The sequence below is a fragment of the Rhodococcus sp. NPDC059234 genome (assembly GCF_042754225.1).
Lineage (GTDB): Bacteria > Actinomycetota > Actinomycetes > Mycobacteriales > Mycobacteriaceae > Rhodococcus_G.
The window spans coordinates 1-13,786 of the sequence record NZ_JBHZAH010000124.1; the positions used below are offsets into that span (position 1 = coordinate 1).

General features: G+C 69.6%; 10 protein-coding genes and 2 pseudogenes. 8 read left to right on the forward strand and 4 right to left on the reverse strand.

Annotated features, from left to right (window positions below):
• Together ACFXGJ_RS20755 and ACFXGJ_RS20760 are read left to right on the forward strand one after the other, a co-directional pair.
• A pseudogene (locus ACFXGJ_RS20755) lies at window positions 1–760 on the forward strand (ATPase); the annotation flags it as partial.
• A gap of 285 nt (window positions 761–1,045) precedes the next feature.
• On the forward strand, window positions 1,046–1,675 hold the full coding sequence (locus ACFXGJ_RS20760; RefSeq protein WP_378624065.1) for a hypothetical protein: 630 nt from the start codon (window positions 1,046–1,048) through the stop codon (window positions 1,673–1,675).
• 8 nt (window positions 1,676–1,683) lie between these two features.
• On the opposite strand, the pseudogene helR reads toward ACFXGJ_RS20760, so the two are convergent.
• From helR to ACFXGJ_RS20775, 3 genes and pseudogenes are all read right to left on the reverse strand, one after another.
• Window positions 1,684–3,922: pseudogene (helR, locus tag ACFXGJ_RS20765) on the reverse strand (RNA polymerase recycling motor ATPase HelR); the annotation flags it as partial.
• 843 nt (window positions 3,923–4,765) lie between these two features.
• A complete protein-coding gene (locus ACFXGJ_RS20770; RefSeq protein WP_378624067.1) occupies window positions 4,766–6,016 on the reverse strand; it encodes a hypothetical protein in 1,251 nt (416 codons plus the stop codon).
• Between the two features lie 78 nt (window positions 6,017–6,094).
• On the reverse strand, window positions 6,095–7,027 hold the full coding sequence (locus tag ACFXGJ_RS20775) for an AraC family transcriptional regulator (protein ID WP_378624070.1): 933 nt from the start codon (window positions 7,025–7,027) through the stop codon (window positions 6,095–6,097).
• A 242-nt stretch (window positions 7,028–7,269) separates the two neighbouring features.
• Between ACFXGJ_RS20775 and ACFXGJ_RS20780 the strand changes: the two genes are divergently transcribed.
• The 3 genes from ACFXGJ_RS20780 to ACFXGJ_RS20790 are packed head-to-tail and all read left to right on the forward strand — an operon-like array spanning window position 7,270 to window position 10,019.
• Window positions 7,270–7,830 (forward strand): flavin reductase family protein, encoded by a 561-nt coding sequence (locus tag ACFXGJ_RS20780; RefSeq protein WP_378624072.1) that lies wholly within the window; start codon window positions 7,270–7,272, stop codon window positions 7,828–7,830.
• A gap of 31 nt (window positions 7,831–7,861) precedes the next feature.
• Complete coding sequence (locus ACFXGJ_RS20785) at window positions 7,862–9,460, forward strand: 4-hydroxyphenylacetate 3-hydroxylase family protein (protein ID WP_378624074.1); 1,599 nt, start codon at window positions 7,862–7,864, stop codon at window positions 9,458–9,460.
• Window positions 9,435–10,019: an intradiol ring-cleavage dioxygenase gene (locus tag ACFXGJ_RS20790; RefSeq protein WP_378624082.1), complete on the forward strand. Its 585-nt coding sequence runs from the start codon at window positions 9,435–9,437 to the stop codon at window positions 10,017–10,019. The genes ACFXGJ_RS20785 and ACFXGJ_RS20790 overlap by 26 nt, the downstream gene beginning before the upstream one ends.
• 18 nt (window positions 10,020–10,037) lie before the next feature.
• Here ACFXGJ_RS20790 and ACFXGJ_RS20795 read toward each other — a convergent pair whose 3' ends face one another.
• Window positions 10,038–10,799 (reverse strand): IclR family transcriptional regulator, encoded by a 762-nt coding sequence (locus ACFXGJ_RS20795; RefSeq protein ID WP_378624085.1) that lies wholly within the window; start codon window positions 10,797–10,799, stop codon window positions 10,038–10,040.
• 68 nt (window positions 10,800–10,867) lie between these two features.
• Here ACFXGJ_RS20795 and ACFXGJ_RS20800 point away from each other — a divergent pair, with 68 nt between their 5' ends.
• Genes ACFXGJ_RS20800 through dmpG form a run of 3 tightly spaced genes read left to right on the forward strand, consistent with a single transcriptional unit; the run spans window position 10,868 to window position 13,682 of the window.
• A complete protein-coding gene (locus ACFXGJ_RS20800; protein WP_378624087.1) occupies window positions 10,868–11,692 on the forward strand; it encodes a 2-keto-4-pentenoate hydratase in 825 nt (274 codons plus the stop codon).
• The gene (locus ACFXGJ_RS20805; protein ID WP_378624089.1) at window positions 11,689–12,633 is read left to right on the forward strand and encodes an acetaldehyde dehydrogenase (acetylating); all 945 of its coding nucleotides are present in this window, start codon (window positions 11,689–11,691) and stop codon (window positions 12,631–12,633) included. The genes ACFXGJ_RS20800 and ACFXGJ_RS20805 overlap by 4 nt, the downstream gene beginning before the upstream one ends.
• The gene (gene dmpG / locus ACFXGJ_RS20810; protein ID WP_378624092.1) at window positions 12,630–13,682 is read left to right on the forward strand and encodes a 4-hydroxy-2-oxovalerate aldolase; all 1,053 of its coding nucleotides are present in this window, start codon (window positions 12,630–12,632) and stop codon (window positions 13,680–13,682) included. Before ACFXGJ_RS20805 ends, dmpG begins: the two co-directional genes overlap by 4 nt.
• Window positions 13,683–13,786 lie beyond the last annotated feature (104 nt).

Sequence of the window (13,786 nt, forward strand, 5' to 3'; positions counted from 1 at the left end):
CTCCGAGGCCGGCCTCGGCGCGGGGGACCTCGCGGGCGCCCGTCGGTGGGCGCGGCAACTCGCGGATCATCCGCTGCTGGCGGAGGTCGGCCACCGTGCCACGAGCTGGCTGCTGGTGGCCGACGCGATGGCCGGCAACGCCGACGAGGTGCTCACCGTCAGTGGCAGGTTCCTCGAGTCGTGGCAGCGGGCGGGCAGCCCCGCCAGGTCGGTGCTCGGCCCGGCGGTGGCCGGAGTGGCGATGATTCACGGTTTGCGCGACGACCCTGACTCCCGGCGCGAATGGGGCGCGATGCTGCGTCAGCTCGGCAGCGAACCGGGGCAGGCCGACGGCTACGGTGCGATCTTCGACGCGCAGGTCCTGCTCCACCGCGGACAGCCCGGCGAGGCGCTGGAGCGGATGGCCGCCGCGCACGGCGAGGTGTGGCGTTGGGTCACGTGGATCTGGCTGCACTGGTACGTCGCGCTTCGCGCCGAGGCCGGCGTGCTCGCCGGGAGCCCCGACGCCGGCGAGCGCCTGCTGGAGGCCCGCACGATCGTGGCTGGGAACCCCGTCGCCGGTGCGATCGTGGAGCGGGCGGACGCGCTGCTCGCCGCGGACCGGCAGCGGCTGCTCGCCACGGCGGCTGCGTTCGACGCCGCCGGGTGCCGCTACCAGTCGGCACGGACCAGGGTGCTCGCCGGTGGCGAGCACGCCGCCCGTGGCGCGGCCGAGCTCGCCGATCTCGGTCTCGCCCCGATGGCGCCTGTCGCGTGGTAGGCACCGGCCGGCCCACAGCAGATACAGGATCGAGCTGAAGGAATCTCCTTGCACAGCAACCCAATCCCGTCTCGGTTCGCGGGTGCCTCCGGTCGCGCGGTCGCCGTGCTCGGCGCTCTCGCTGCGGCTCTCGTTGTCGCCTTCCTCGTCGGCCCGCGCGCGCTGGCGGCGATCGGACCGGGCGGAGGCTTCTCCGACCAGGGTGACCTCGTCGAAGCCCTCCGTGGCGCGTTCGTCGAGTACTGGAGATTCGGCGGCCGCGACTTCTCTCCCAGCTTGGACGGTGTGGCCGACTACTGGTTCCGCTACCACGTGGCCAAGGCCGTGATCGCGGCGATCCTGTTTGTCGTGCTCGTTGCGCTCGGCATCCTTCTCTGGAGGGCCTTCCTGGCCGCCGGCGATCTGGCGGTGGGAAGAAGGGCCGCCCTCGCGTCGGGCGGTGTTCTCGCCACGATGCTCGCGCTGCTCTCCCTGGCGGCGGTGATGGCCAACGTCCAGGGTGCGGTGTCGCCCTTCGCTTCGCTGTTGTCGATGCTGCCGGTCGGCGAAGCCGACGGCGAACTCGCCGACACGCTCGGTCAGGTCAGGCAGGGGCTGGCCGACCCCCCGACTGGGAGTGGCCAGGCCCCGCCCGCGCTCGACGTGATGATCAGTGATTTCGCTCGATATCACTTGGCAATGGCCGTGATTGCCGTGGTGGTGGCGGCCGTCCTCATCGGCGCGAGCGTGGTCCTGTGGAAGAGGTTCGCCGGAACACGGTCGTCCGACCGTCGGACCCGGCGCGTGTTGGGGGCGTTCGGTGTCTTCTCGGCATTGGTGGCGGTGCTCGTGATCGTCGTCGCCGCGGCGAACGCGTCCACCGCAGCGGATCCCGAGCCGGCACTCTTGGCCTCCCTCGACGGCGGATTGCTCTGAACACCAGCGGACCCGACGCCGGGATCGCTACACGAACCTCTCGGCCCGGGCGGATGTCCCGGCCTCGGCGAGTCCCGTCAGGGCCTGCGGCAACGGTCCCCGGTGCAACACGCCGAGACGCTGGGTCGCGCGGGTGAGGGCGACGTAGAGCTCGGCCGCGCCGCGCGGGCCGTCGGCGAGGATCCCTTCCGGGTCCACCACCAGGACGGCGTCGAACTCGAGGCCCTTCGTCGCCGAGGCCGCCACCGTGCCCGGCACGCCCGGTGGTCCGATCACGATGCTGGTGCCCTCGCGACCGGCTTCGTTCCGCACGAACTCCTCTATGGCAGTGTCCAGTTCGCACTCGCCGACCCGTCTGGACCACGGCCGCTCGCCGCACGCGCGCACGGACTCCGGCGGTCTGACGCCGGGCGCGAACTCGGCGAGCAGCGCGGCGGCGACGGTCATGATCTCCGCCGGCGTGCGGTAGTTGACCGACAGCGACCGGTAGGCCCAGCGACCGGGTACGTACGGCTCGAACATCGCGCCCCACGATGTCGCGCCCGCCGCGGACCGGCGCTGGGCGAGGTCGCCGACCACCGTGAAGGATCGGCCCGGGCAGCGCCGCATCAGCACCCGCCAGTCCATCTCCGACAGTTCTTGCGCCTCGTCGACCACGACGTGCCGGTACGTCCAATCCCGGTCCGCGGCAGCGCGTTCGGCGAGGTCCCGGCTGTCACGCTCGACGAAGCGGTCCGCCAGGTCCTCGGCGTAGAGCAGGTCACTGGCGAACAGGTGGTCCTCGTCGTCCATGTGGTCCGCGCGGCCGACCATGAGGTCCAGCACGCCCGCGGCGTACTCGGCCTCGGCCTTGCGTTCCCTTTCGGCGGTCTGATCCACCGCCTTGTCCCGGCCCAGCAGGTCGACGAGTTCGTCGAGCAGCGGGACGTCCGACACCGTCCACGCGTCCCCGTCGGCGCGCCACAACGCCGGCTCGGCGCCCGCCGCGCGCAGCCGTTCGCGAGACGTATACAGCTGTGCCAGTAGTGTTTCCGGTGTGAGTATCGGCCAGAGTTCGTCGAGTGCGGCGATGAACCGGTCGTTGTCCGCGAGCTCGTCGGTCAGGTCTGCCCGCAGCTGCTCCCACGCTTCACGGTCCTTGCGGGTCAACCAGCCCCGACCGATCCGGGCAATCGCCCGTTCGGTGAGCACCCAGGTGACGATGTCGCCGAATACCGCACGCGCCTCGTTGTGTGGCAGTCCGCTCGCGCGCGCCTCCTGGACGGCCCATTCCGCGGTCTCGGCGTCGATCCGCACCACGGCGTCCGACAGTTCGATCTGCAGCGGATCCTCCGGCAGGCGCTGCCGATCGGCGATCGCCGCCGCGAGCACGTCCAGGATCTTCAGCGAGCCCTTGAGCCGCGCGGCGTCCGGAGTGTCCTCGGCGGTGACGTGCAAACCGGGCACGAGATCGCCCGTGGTCGTGAGCACCACATTGGACTCGCCCAGCGACGGCAGAACCCGCCCGATGTGGTTCAGGAAGGCCGGGTTGGGTCCGACCACGAGCACACCGTGGCGTTCCATCCGCTCCCGCTGGGTGTAGAGCAGGTACGCGACGCGGTGCAGCGCCACCACGGTCTTCCCGGTGCCCGGGCCGCCTTCGATGACGAGAACCCCGGGGTGATCCAGCCGGATGATCTGGTCCTGCTCGGCCTGGATGGTCGCCACGATGTCGCGCATCCCGCCACCGCGTGGCGTGTTGACCGCCGCGAGCAGGGCTGCGTCTCCCCTGCCTCCGCGCTCACTGCCACCGGGCCGGCCGAGGACCTCATCGGTGAAGTCGACCATGTGGCGCCCGCGAATGTGGAACTGGCGGCGTCGGCTCATGCCCTCGGGGTTCGCGGCGGTGGCGACGTAGAACGCGCGCGCCGCAGGCGCCCGCCAGTCGAGCAGCAGCGGTTCGAACTCGTTCGCCTCGTCGAAGATGCCGATCCGGCCGACGTAGGACCGTTCGCCCGAGAGGGTGTCCAACCTGCCGAAGCACAGTCCGTTGTCCGCCACGTCCAGCCGCGTGACCTCTGTGGCGAGGGCACGAACCGCGGCATCGCGCTCCACGAGCGTCCCGCCGTTCGTGACGTCGACGGGCCCCCGCAACGCCGCGGCGTACCTCCCTTTCACTCGCGCGCGTTCGGCGTCGAGCCGCGTGTACAGCCCGGCGACATAGTTTCGCTCGGACATCAGTTCGTCGTCGTAACCCTGAGTTGGCATGTGCCCCTTACTGTTTCCTGGATCGACGATCCAGCGCGATTCGCCCGGGCGCGGGCGGCCCTTCCCAGCTTGCCCGGCGCCTTCGTTGCTTCCGATTGCCCGGATTCCGGCTTGGGTTGACGATTCTGCGGGACTACCCGGGTCTTGCGGCAAGCCCCCCGGTCGGCTATATGTTGAAAGTGGAAGGGAGTTGGTACTCCCTTTTCTCCACCGCGACGCGCCGCCGTTCCGCGCCTGCGCTGCCATCAAGGATCGTGCGGGTTGTCCCGGGGTGAGCGGGCCACCAGCGGTGCGAGAGCCGGCAGCATGATTCGGGCGAACGAGCTCGCCGCTTCGATCCTCCAGCAGAACGACACCCGCGTGTTCGGCCCCTCAGGCCGGAAGTCCATCTCGTCGACACCCCCCGAAGGGGTTGTCGAGCACCGCATTGACGGTGCTGCGCGGGCGGTCGTTGACCGTGCGGTCGGAGGTGCCGTGCATCGTTCTGGGACCGACGCGGGTCAGCATCACGGACCGCGGAGTTCCGTTCGCCCGCATCTCGTCGTCTTCGACCCCGACGAGCGAGTCGGACAGTTCGACCGAGCGCGGCATCCGGTTACCGAAGACGAGGTCCCACGTCTGCTCCGGGCCGAGCGGGAACAAGGGCCTCGCCGGAAATGGTCCGGCTCGTCGCGCGCGCCATTCGCATGAGGGAGCCCGGCTGTGAGATGACCGCCGGTACCGGAGGCGGCACACCACGACGGAGGCGCGGGTTGCCGCCGACGCCTAGCGACGGGATCTACCCGGTGAGTGCTTCGTTCGACTGCGAGAGTCGCTGCACCGTAGTTGCTTTCGGCCGCTTTCTCACTGAAGGGCCGTCAACAGCGCGGTCAGGGTCTGCGTCTCGGTCGCGGGATCGGGTTTGCCGGCGCGCACCGCGTGGAGGGCGCTGTCGATCCGATCGTCGAGGACATGCCAGGCGGCCGTGTCCATGGGACGCAGCGTCGACTCGGCGTCGTCCCACGCGGTTTCGAGGTCCTTCGCCCGGGCGCGGGCTCCGGTCTGGTCGCCGCGTTGCACGTCGGTGAGCGTGTCTTGCGCGGTGGTGCGGAACTGCGTTGTCTCCGCCGCCGGGAAGTGCGCGGTCGTCTGACCCGGAGTGAGCGTTGCGGTCACGGACTCCGCGCCGGTGTCCTCCTCGCTCGCCGCGGCTGCATGCGGCTGCCCGCCGGCCCACACGAGCAGCGCGCCGGTGGCGAGAGCGACTACGGCGTAGTAGCCGAGCATGATCCGCTCGCGTTCCGGACGCGCGGGCGGCGTCTGGGTCCGGTCGTGCTCTTCGACGACGTCGCTGCGCGTGCGGGTGAGGTACACGACCGTGGCGAGGATCGCGACGAGAAAGATCGCGCTGGTGAGGGCGGTACCCAAGCCGAGTCCGTGCTCGGTGGACGGGGAGGCGAACCAGTCGCCGAGGTTGGCACCGAGCGGGCGGGTCAGGATGTACGCGAGCCAGAAGGACAGCACGGCGTTCGCCCCGAGCCGCCAGCCGATCACGACCAGGCCGATCAGCCCGGCCGGCAGCAGCACCGCGGTACCCGGTCCCCAGCCGGTGAGGTCGAGGGTCCAGTCGCCGGCCGCGGTACCCAGGGCGAAGGTGACCAGTACCGCGAGCCAGTAGAACAACTCTCGCGGCGTCGTGACGATGCTGTGGATGGAGAGGGTCCGCTCGCGCGCGAACCACACGCCGAACACCACGGCCAGCACCGCCGCGAAGACGCCCGTGCTCACCGCGAGCGGAACGCCCAGATTGTCGGTGAGGATGTCGGTGTACAGCGTGCCCGTCACGCTGATCACGACCACCGTCAGCCAGTAGACGAACGGTACGTAGCGGTTGAGTCGCAACTGCCACCCGAGAACCGCGGCCAGTACTGCCGTGAAGACGAGAGCGGTCGCGTTCAGGCCGACGCCGAGGGTCATGTTGATCCAGTCGGCGAAGCTCTCCCCCACGGTGGTGCACAGGATCTTGATGACCCAGAACCACACCGTGATCTCGGGCACCTTGCTGAGCATCACGCCCGGGGTCGCGACGATCTCGGATCTCGTTGTCTCGCTCACAACGCCAGACCGTAGACACAGGTGGCTGAACCGACGCTGAGAACGACGGCGATGGAGCGGGCGGCGAGGCCGCGCCCGTCAGGTACCGCGCAGGGACGCGGACGGCGGGACGCCGTACTTGTGCCGATAGGCGGCGGCGAATCGGCCAGTGTGGGTGAATCCCCAGCGCAGGGCCACATCGGTCACCGTGTCGTGCGGCTGCGCGTCGAGGAGGTCGGCATGCACCCGTTCGAGCCTGATGTCCAGCAGGCATTCCGACGGACTGCGGCCGACGTACTGCCGGAAGCCCTCCTGCAGCCTGCGCACGCTCACGCCGGCGACTTCGGCCATCTCGCCCGCGGTCCAGGGCCGGGTGGGATCGCCGTGCAGCTCGTCGAGGACCCGCTTGACGATCCGCGGCCGCGCCACGCAGCCGGCCCCGTCGTCCGGGACCGCGGCGAGCACGAAGGCGGTGGTAACCGCACCGAAGAGCTGCCGTGCGACCAGGTCGTTGTGCAGCAGGCCGGGCGCGTCGAGGAGTTGATCGGAGAGGGACTCGACGAACCGCAGCCAGCTCGCCCCGGCCGGTGTGGTCAGGTCGATCTGCGGCGGAAGCCGCTGTGCCGGACGTGCCAGGATGCGGCGCATCTCGCGCTCGAGATCGTCCCGGTCGATCCGGACGCCGATGATCTCGCAGGACCGTGTCCACCGGGTGATCCGCGTCGAGGTGTCCGGCGGGCAGACCGTCGCGAGCCCGCTGGTCGAGACGACCACATCGCGCCCGATGACCGACTCCAGGCTGCCGGACAGCGGGATATTCACCCCGAATGCGCCCGGATGATCGGACTGAACGGTCACGTCGGCGCCCCAGCCGATGCGGGCGATTCGGAGCGGGCCCAGACTCGCCGCCCGCACCACAATGTCCGCCGCGCTGTCTCGCGTCAGCGGGGTCAGTGTGTGCGGGAAGTACGCGTCCGCGACCGCGTGCGACGCCTCGTCCCAGTCGGCCGTGTTGCGGGTCTCGATCGACATCTCTCGCTGAACCTCCCAACCTGCACGGGCCGTTGCGTGGCGGTTTGTGCGTCCGTATCCGCAATTGAACACTGCCGCGTGCGTCACTTCCAGGTGCACGTGAGACGCAGATCTCATCGGGTGCGCAATGCGGATGGTCTCCGCGCTCAGCGGATCGACCGGTCGCAGTACTGGCCCTACCTTCGTCATCACCTCAGCGGCCGGCCACCACGGCGCAGCCCGGAAATCGGAGGTCTCACATCATGGAGCAACGTCAGCTCCGGAACATCTTCGGTCAGTTCGCCAGCGGCGTCACCGTGATCACGTGCCGGAACTCCGACGGCCAACCGCACGGTGCGACCGTCACCGCGTTCACGGCGATCTCGCTGGAGCCGCGGCTCTGCCAGGTCACGCTCACGCGTAAGTCCAAGGCCTGCGGATATCTCAGCGCCGCGCCGTTCGCGGTGAACATCCTGGCTGCCGACCAGGTCGACACGGCGATGCACTTCGCCGGCCGTCCCCAGCGCTCCGAGCCGCGCTGGGTCGAGGGCGCGACCGCGCCGGTCCTGGCCGGCGCCGCCGCGACCATCTCGTGCGTCCCGTGGCGTGAGTACGACGGCGGCGACCATCTCATCTTCATCGGCGAGATCGTCGACGCGGAGACCAGCGGCAGGGACCCGCTTCTGTTCTACCGCAGCACCTTCCACGACCTGGGGGCTCCGTCCGCGACCCTCGCGTGGAGCTGCAGTCAGGACGACCCGCACAGCGGATGGTTCGACGCCAAGACCTCGTTCACTCCCCTGCGTCCGCAGCCCATCGGCTGAGTCGCACCCACTGCTCGACGAAAGGATCACCATGACCACCACCGAGTTCAACCCGACGCAGGTCAACCCGGCCGCCGGTTCGGACGCGAACACGACGGCGAACTTCGCCACTCGGCCGATGACCGGGGACGAGTACATCGAGAGCCTGCGCGACGGCCGCGAGATCTGGCTGCACGGCGACCGGGTGAAGGACGTGACCACCCATCCTGCGTTCCGCAACCCGATCCGGATGACCGCGCGCCTCTACGACGCGCTGCACACCGGCGAGCACGTCGACACGCTCACCGCACCCACCGACACCGGCAACGGCGGTGTGACGATGCCGTTCTTCAAGACCCCCACGTCGTCGGACGACCTGCTCAAGGAGCGCGACGCCATCGCCACCTGGGCGCGAATGACCTACGGATGGATGGGCCGCAGCCCCGACTACAAGGCGTCCTTCCTGGGCACCCTGCACGCCAACAAGGAGCTGTACTCGCCGTTCCAGGAGAACGCGGAGCGCTGGTACCGCGAGTCCCAGGAGAAGGTCCTGTACTGGAACCACGCGATCATCAACCCGCCGGTGGACCGGCAGCTGCCGCCCGACGAGGTCGGGGACGTGTTCATGAAGGTGGAGAAGGAGACCGACGCCGGCCTGATCGTCTCCGGCGCCAAGGTCGTGGCCACCGGTTCGGCGATCACCAACTACAACTTCATCGCGCACTACGGACTGCCGATCAAGAAGAAGCAGTTCGCGCTGATCTGCACGGTGCCGATGGACGCACCCGGCGTGAAGCTGATCTGCCGGTCCTCCTACGCCGAGCACGCCGCGGTGATGGGCAGCCCGTTCGACTATCCGCTGTCGAGCCGGATGGACGAGAACGACACCATCTTCGTCTTCGACAAGGTGCTGGTGCCGTGGGAGAACGTCTTCATGTACGGCGACGTGGACCGGATCAACTCCTTCTTCCCGCAGTCGGGGTTCCTGCCGCGCTTCACCTTTCAGGGCTGCACTCGGCTCGCGGTCAAGCTGGACTTCATCGCCGGCCTGCTGATGAAGGCGCTCGAGGCCACCGGTGCCGGCGGCTTCCGGGGGGTGCAGACCCGGGTCGGCGAGGTGATCGGCTGGCGCAACCTGTTCTGGTCCCTGACGGAGTCGATGGCCCGCGACCCCGAGCCGTGGGTGGGGGATGCGGTGATCCCGAAGCTCGAGTACGGCCTGACCTACCGGATGTTCATGATCCAGGGCTACCCGCGGATCAAGGAGATCATCGAGCAGGACGTGGCCTCCGGGCTGATCTACCTGCCGTCGAGCTCGCTGGACTTCAAGAGCCCGGACGTGCGGCCGTACCTGGACAAGTACGTGCGCGGCTCGGACGGAATCACCGCGGTCGACCGGGTGAAGGTCATGAAGGCCCTGTGGGATTCGATCGGCACCGAGTTCGGCGGCCGGCACGAACTGTACGAGCGCAACTACTCCGGAAACCACGAGAACGTCAAGGCCGAGCTGCTCTTCGCGGCGGAGAACCGCGGCGTCGCAAGCTCGATGAAGGGCCTGGCGGAGCAGTGCCTGTCCGAATACGACCTCGACGGCTGGACGGTGCCCGATCTGATCGGCAACGACGATGTCTCCTACTTCGGCAACCGCTGAATCCGTCTCGGCGACAGCCGGTTTCCGCGAGTATGTCGACCGCGAGTTCTATCTGGCGGCGCGGCCGGTGCTGCCCTGGCGGGCGAACCTGTCGGTCCGCTACCGCGAACCCGGAACACCCCTGCGCATCGTGGGGGTGGTCCGGGGCAGCGGGGTCGGCCCGCTCTCCGGTGCCGAGATCGACCTGTGGCAGGCGGATCGCAGCGGCTGCTACTCCGGGTACTCGCCGGAGATACCGGTCGGAAACCTGCGGGGGACGGTGATCACCTGCGCGGGTGGACGATTCGACATCACCACCGTCGTCCCGGGGGTGTGTGAGTTCGCGGAGGCGCGGGGTGAGGCCGGATACCTGAACGCGATCGTGCGGGCCCGTGGTCACCGGGATCTCGCCGCCCGGCTGGTCCCGGTGTCGGGACTGCCGGGAATCGCCGGGCCGATCGACCGGGCGGCGTTGCGGGCGACCGGCGGGCGGGCGCCATTGGCGGTGCGGGCCGGATCGGACGGCCTCGAATGCTGGTGCGAGTTCGTGCTGACGGGTGCGGGCACCCCGCACCCGTAGCGGGCGGCGCCCACTCCCCTATCGGAGTCGCTCGCGTCGGGCCAGGGTGCTGCCCAGTCCCGCGGCCGCGGCGCGAACGGCCCCGACCTGGGTCTCCGGCCGGAACCGGCCGGTCGGTCCGGTGACGCTGATGGCGGCGAGGGGCTCCTCGCCCTGTCCGAGGACCGGAGCGGCCACGCAGGTGAGGCCGAGTGCGGATTCCTCGTGTTCGAACGCCACCCCCGTCTCCACGATCCGGGTCAGCTGTCGGCGCAGCAGCCCGGGCGCCACCACGGTGTGCGCGGTGCGGCGGGCCATCGGCGACGACAGCACCTCCTGCTGGATATCCGGAGTGGCGTGCGCCAGCAGTGCCTTTCCGATTGCGGTGCAGTGCAACGGATTTCGTCCACCCGTCCGGGAAGGGGACTTCGCCTGGCGGTGGCCGCCGATCTTCGCGATGTACACGACGTCGTGCCCCTCCCGTACGCCGAGGTGCACGGTCTCGTGGGTTCGCTCGTACAGGTCCTGCAGGAACGGCATCGCCACCTCGAGCAGGCTTCGTTCGAGCGACGCTCGCATCCCCAGTTCGAAGAGGCCGCCGCTGAGCCGGTAGCCGCCGTCGACGCGGTCGAGCAGTCGGTTCGCGACGAGGTCGCCCGCGAGTCGATGCACCGTGGCCTTGTGCAGTCCCGTCCGCCGGACCAGGTCCGCGAGGGCGAGCACCTGGTCGTCCGCTCGGAAGGCGCGCAGGATCGTCACCGCCTTGCCGAGCACGGTATCGAGGTCCGCCGTGTCCGCCACCGGAAAAGTGTATCGCTGAGTGAGACGACAGCCTGGTTCAGGGAGCCGTCGACCGCCACAGTGGTGGCATGAACCAACCCACGAACGCCGTCCCGGCACGGGAGGCCGATGTCGCCGCCGCGGCGGACCGTCTCACGTCCGCCGCCGCGGCCGGTGTGCCCTGTGCGCCGGTCCGGGACCTGATCGGCAGCGACGACCTCGCCGCCGCGTACGCCGTGCAGAATCGTGTCAACGGTCTCCGGCAGCAGGCCGGCGCCAAGGTGGTTGGCCGCAAGATCGGCCTGACCTCGGTCGCCGTCCAGCAGCAACTCGGTGTCGACCAGCCCGACCTCGGTGTCCTGTTCGAAGACATGGACTTCGCCGACGGCGCCGACATCCCGATGAGCCGCCTGATCCAGCCCAAGATCGAGGGCGAGGTCGGGTTCGTGCTCGGTGCCGACCTGATCGAGGGTCCGCTGGACGCGGCGCAAGTCCGCGGCGCGATCGATTACGCGGTCGCCGCGCTCGAGATCTGCGACAGTCGCATCGAGAACTGGGACATCCGCTTCGGCGACACCGTCGCCGACAACGCGTCCTCCGGCGTGTACGTCCTCGGGACCGAGCGGCGCACCCTCGACGAGGTCGAGCCGGTGGAGGTCACCATGTCCATGGAGGTCGACGGACGCGAGGTGTCGAGCGGCAACGGCGCCGCCTGCCTGGGCGACCCGATCGAGGCCGTGGTGTGGCTCGCCCGCACGGCCCGCGAACTCGGTCAGCCGCTGCTCGCCGGTCAGGTGATCCTGTCCGGCGCCCTCGGCCCGATGGCGCCCGTCGGCGCCGGCAACACCGTCACCGTCACCGTGTCCGGACTCGGCACCGTGACCGCTCGTTTCGTAGAAGGGAAGGAAGCATGAGCAAGGTCAAGGTCGCGATCATCGGATCCGGCAACATCGGCACCGATCTGATGATCAAGGTGCTGCGCAATTCGGAGCATCTGGAGATGGGTGCCATGGTCGGCATCGACCCGGCGTCCGACGGACTCGCGCGTGCCGCACGCCTCGGCGTGCCGATCACCGCCGAGGGCGTCGAGGGCCTCGTCGGCCTGCCGAACTTCGACGAGATCGAGATCGTCTTCGACGCGACGTCGGCGAAGGCACACATCGCGAACAACGCGCGCCTGGCCCCGCTCGGCAAGCGCATGATCGACCTCACGCCGGCCGCCATCGGCCCGTACGTCGTGCCCGCGGTCAACGCCGGTGAGCACCTCGACGCGCCGAACGTGAACATGGTGACCTGTGGTGGCCAGGCCACGATCCCGATGGTCGCGGCCGTCTCGCGGGTCGTGCCGGTGGCGTACGCGGAGATCGTCGCCTCCATTGCCTCCAAGTCGGCCGGCCCGGGCACCCGCGCCAACATCGACGAGTTCACCGAGACCACCTCCGAGGCGATCGTCTCCGTCGGCGGCGCCAAGCGCGGCAAGGCGGTCATCATCCTCAACCCCGCCGAGCCGCCGCTCATCATGCGGGACACCGTCTTCTGCCTCGTCGACGCTCCGGACCCCGCCGTCCACGACGAGATCCGGCAGTCGATCGAGAAGATGGTCGGCGACGTCGCGGCCTACGTGCCCGGCTACCGGCTCAAGCAGCAGGTGCAGATCACGGAGATCCCGGCCGACCAGCCGGTGGAGACGCTGCTCGTCGACGGCAACCGCCCGACCCACCAGGTGTCGGTGTTCCTCGAGGTCGAGGGCGCCGCGCACTACCTGCCTGCCTACGCGGGCAACCTCGACATCATGACCTCCGCCGGCCTGCAGATCGCGGAGCGGATCGCCCAGCTGAAGGGAGCCACCCAGTGAGTACGCCCACCACCCCCCCGGCGAGCAAGCCCAACCTCTTCATCCAGGACGTCACTCTCCGGGACGGGATGCACGCGGTGCGCCACCGCATCAGCCCGACCGACGTGCGACGCATCGTCTCCGCCCTCGACGCGGCCGGCGTCGGCGCGATCGAGGTCGCCCACGGTGACGGCCTCGCCGGCGGGTCGATCAACTACGGCCCGGGATCGCACACCGACTGGGAGTGGATCGAGGCCGCGGCCGACGTACTCGAGCGCGCCCGCCTCACCACGCTGCTGCTGCCGGGTGTCGGCACGGTGCACGATCTCAAGCGCGCCTACGACCTCGGTGTCCGGTCGGTCCGTATCGCAACCCACTGCACCGAGGCCGACGTCTCCGCGCAGCACATCGAGACCGCTCGCGAGATCGGCATGGACGTCTCCGGCTTCCTCATGATGAGCCACATGGCACCCGCCGAGGAGCTGGCCAAGCAGGCCAAGCTCATGGAGTCGTACGGCGCGCACTGCGTCTACGTCACCGACTCCGGTGGCCGCCTGACGATGCCCGACGTCGCCGCCCGCGTGCGTGCCTACAAGGAGATCCTCAACGAGGAGACCGAGATCGGCATCCACGCCCACGAGAACCTGTCGCTCTCGGTGGCCAATTCCGTGGTGGCCGTGGAGAACGGCGTCACCCGCGTCGACGCCTCGCTCGCCGGACACGGCGCCGGCGCCGGCAACTGCCCCATCGAGCCGTTCATCGCTGTCGCCGACATCTACGGGTGGGACCACGGCTGCGACCTGCTCGCACTGCAGGACGCCGCCGACGACATCGTCCGGCCGCTGCAGGACCGGCCGGTCCGGGTGGACCGCGAGACCCTCACCCTCGGCTTCGCGGGTGTGTACTCGAGCTTCCTGCGTCACGCGGAGGCGGCGTCGGACCGCTACGGCATCGACGTCCGCACGCTGCTGCTCGAGGCGGGCAAGCGCAAGCTGGTAGGCGGCCAGGAGGACATGATCGTCGACATCGCCCTGAACCTGGTTGCGGAGCGCGAGGGCGCCAGCGCCTGATCTCAGGCATCGCTCCACTCGGGCGCTGTGACCGTGTCGGTCACCGCGCCCGGGTGGGTTGTGAGGTGGGCGGGGCCGCGCCGGCCGGTTGGGGGCGCGCGGGG

What these genes read in the sequence shown, in the direction of transcription:
- ACFXGJ_RS20775 (WP_378624070.1), bottom strand. Translation starts at nt 7,027, where the DNA reads ATGTCGATCGAGACCCGCAACACGGCCGACTGGGACGAGGCGTCGCAC.
- ACFXGJ_RS20780 (WP_378624072.1), top strand. Translation starts at nt 7,270, where the DNA reads ATGGAGCAACGTCAGCTCCGGAACATCTTCGGTCAGTTCGCCAGCGGC.
- ACFXGJ_RS20785 (WP_378624074.1), top strand. Translation starts at nt 7,862, where the DNA reads ATGACCACCACCGAGTTCAACCCGACGCAGGTCAACCCGGCCGCCGGT.
- ACFXGJ_RS20790 (WP_378624082.1), top strand. Translation starts at nt 9,435, where the DNA reads ATGTCTCCTACTTCGGCAACCGCTGAATCCGTCTCGGCGACAGCCGGT.
- ACFXGJ_RS20800 (WP_378624087.1), top strand. Translation starts at nt 10,868, where the DNA reads ATGAACCAACCCACGAACGCCGTCCCGGCACGGGAGGCCGATGTCGCC.
- ACFXGJ_RS20805 (WP_378624089.1), top strand. Translation starts at nt 11,689, where the DNA reads ATGAGCAAGGTCAAGGTCGCGATCATCGGATCCGGCAACATCGGCACC.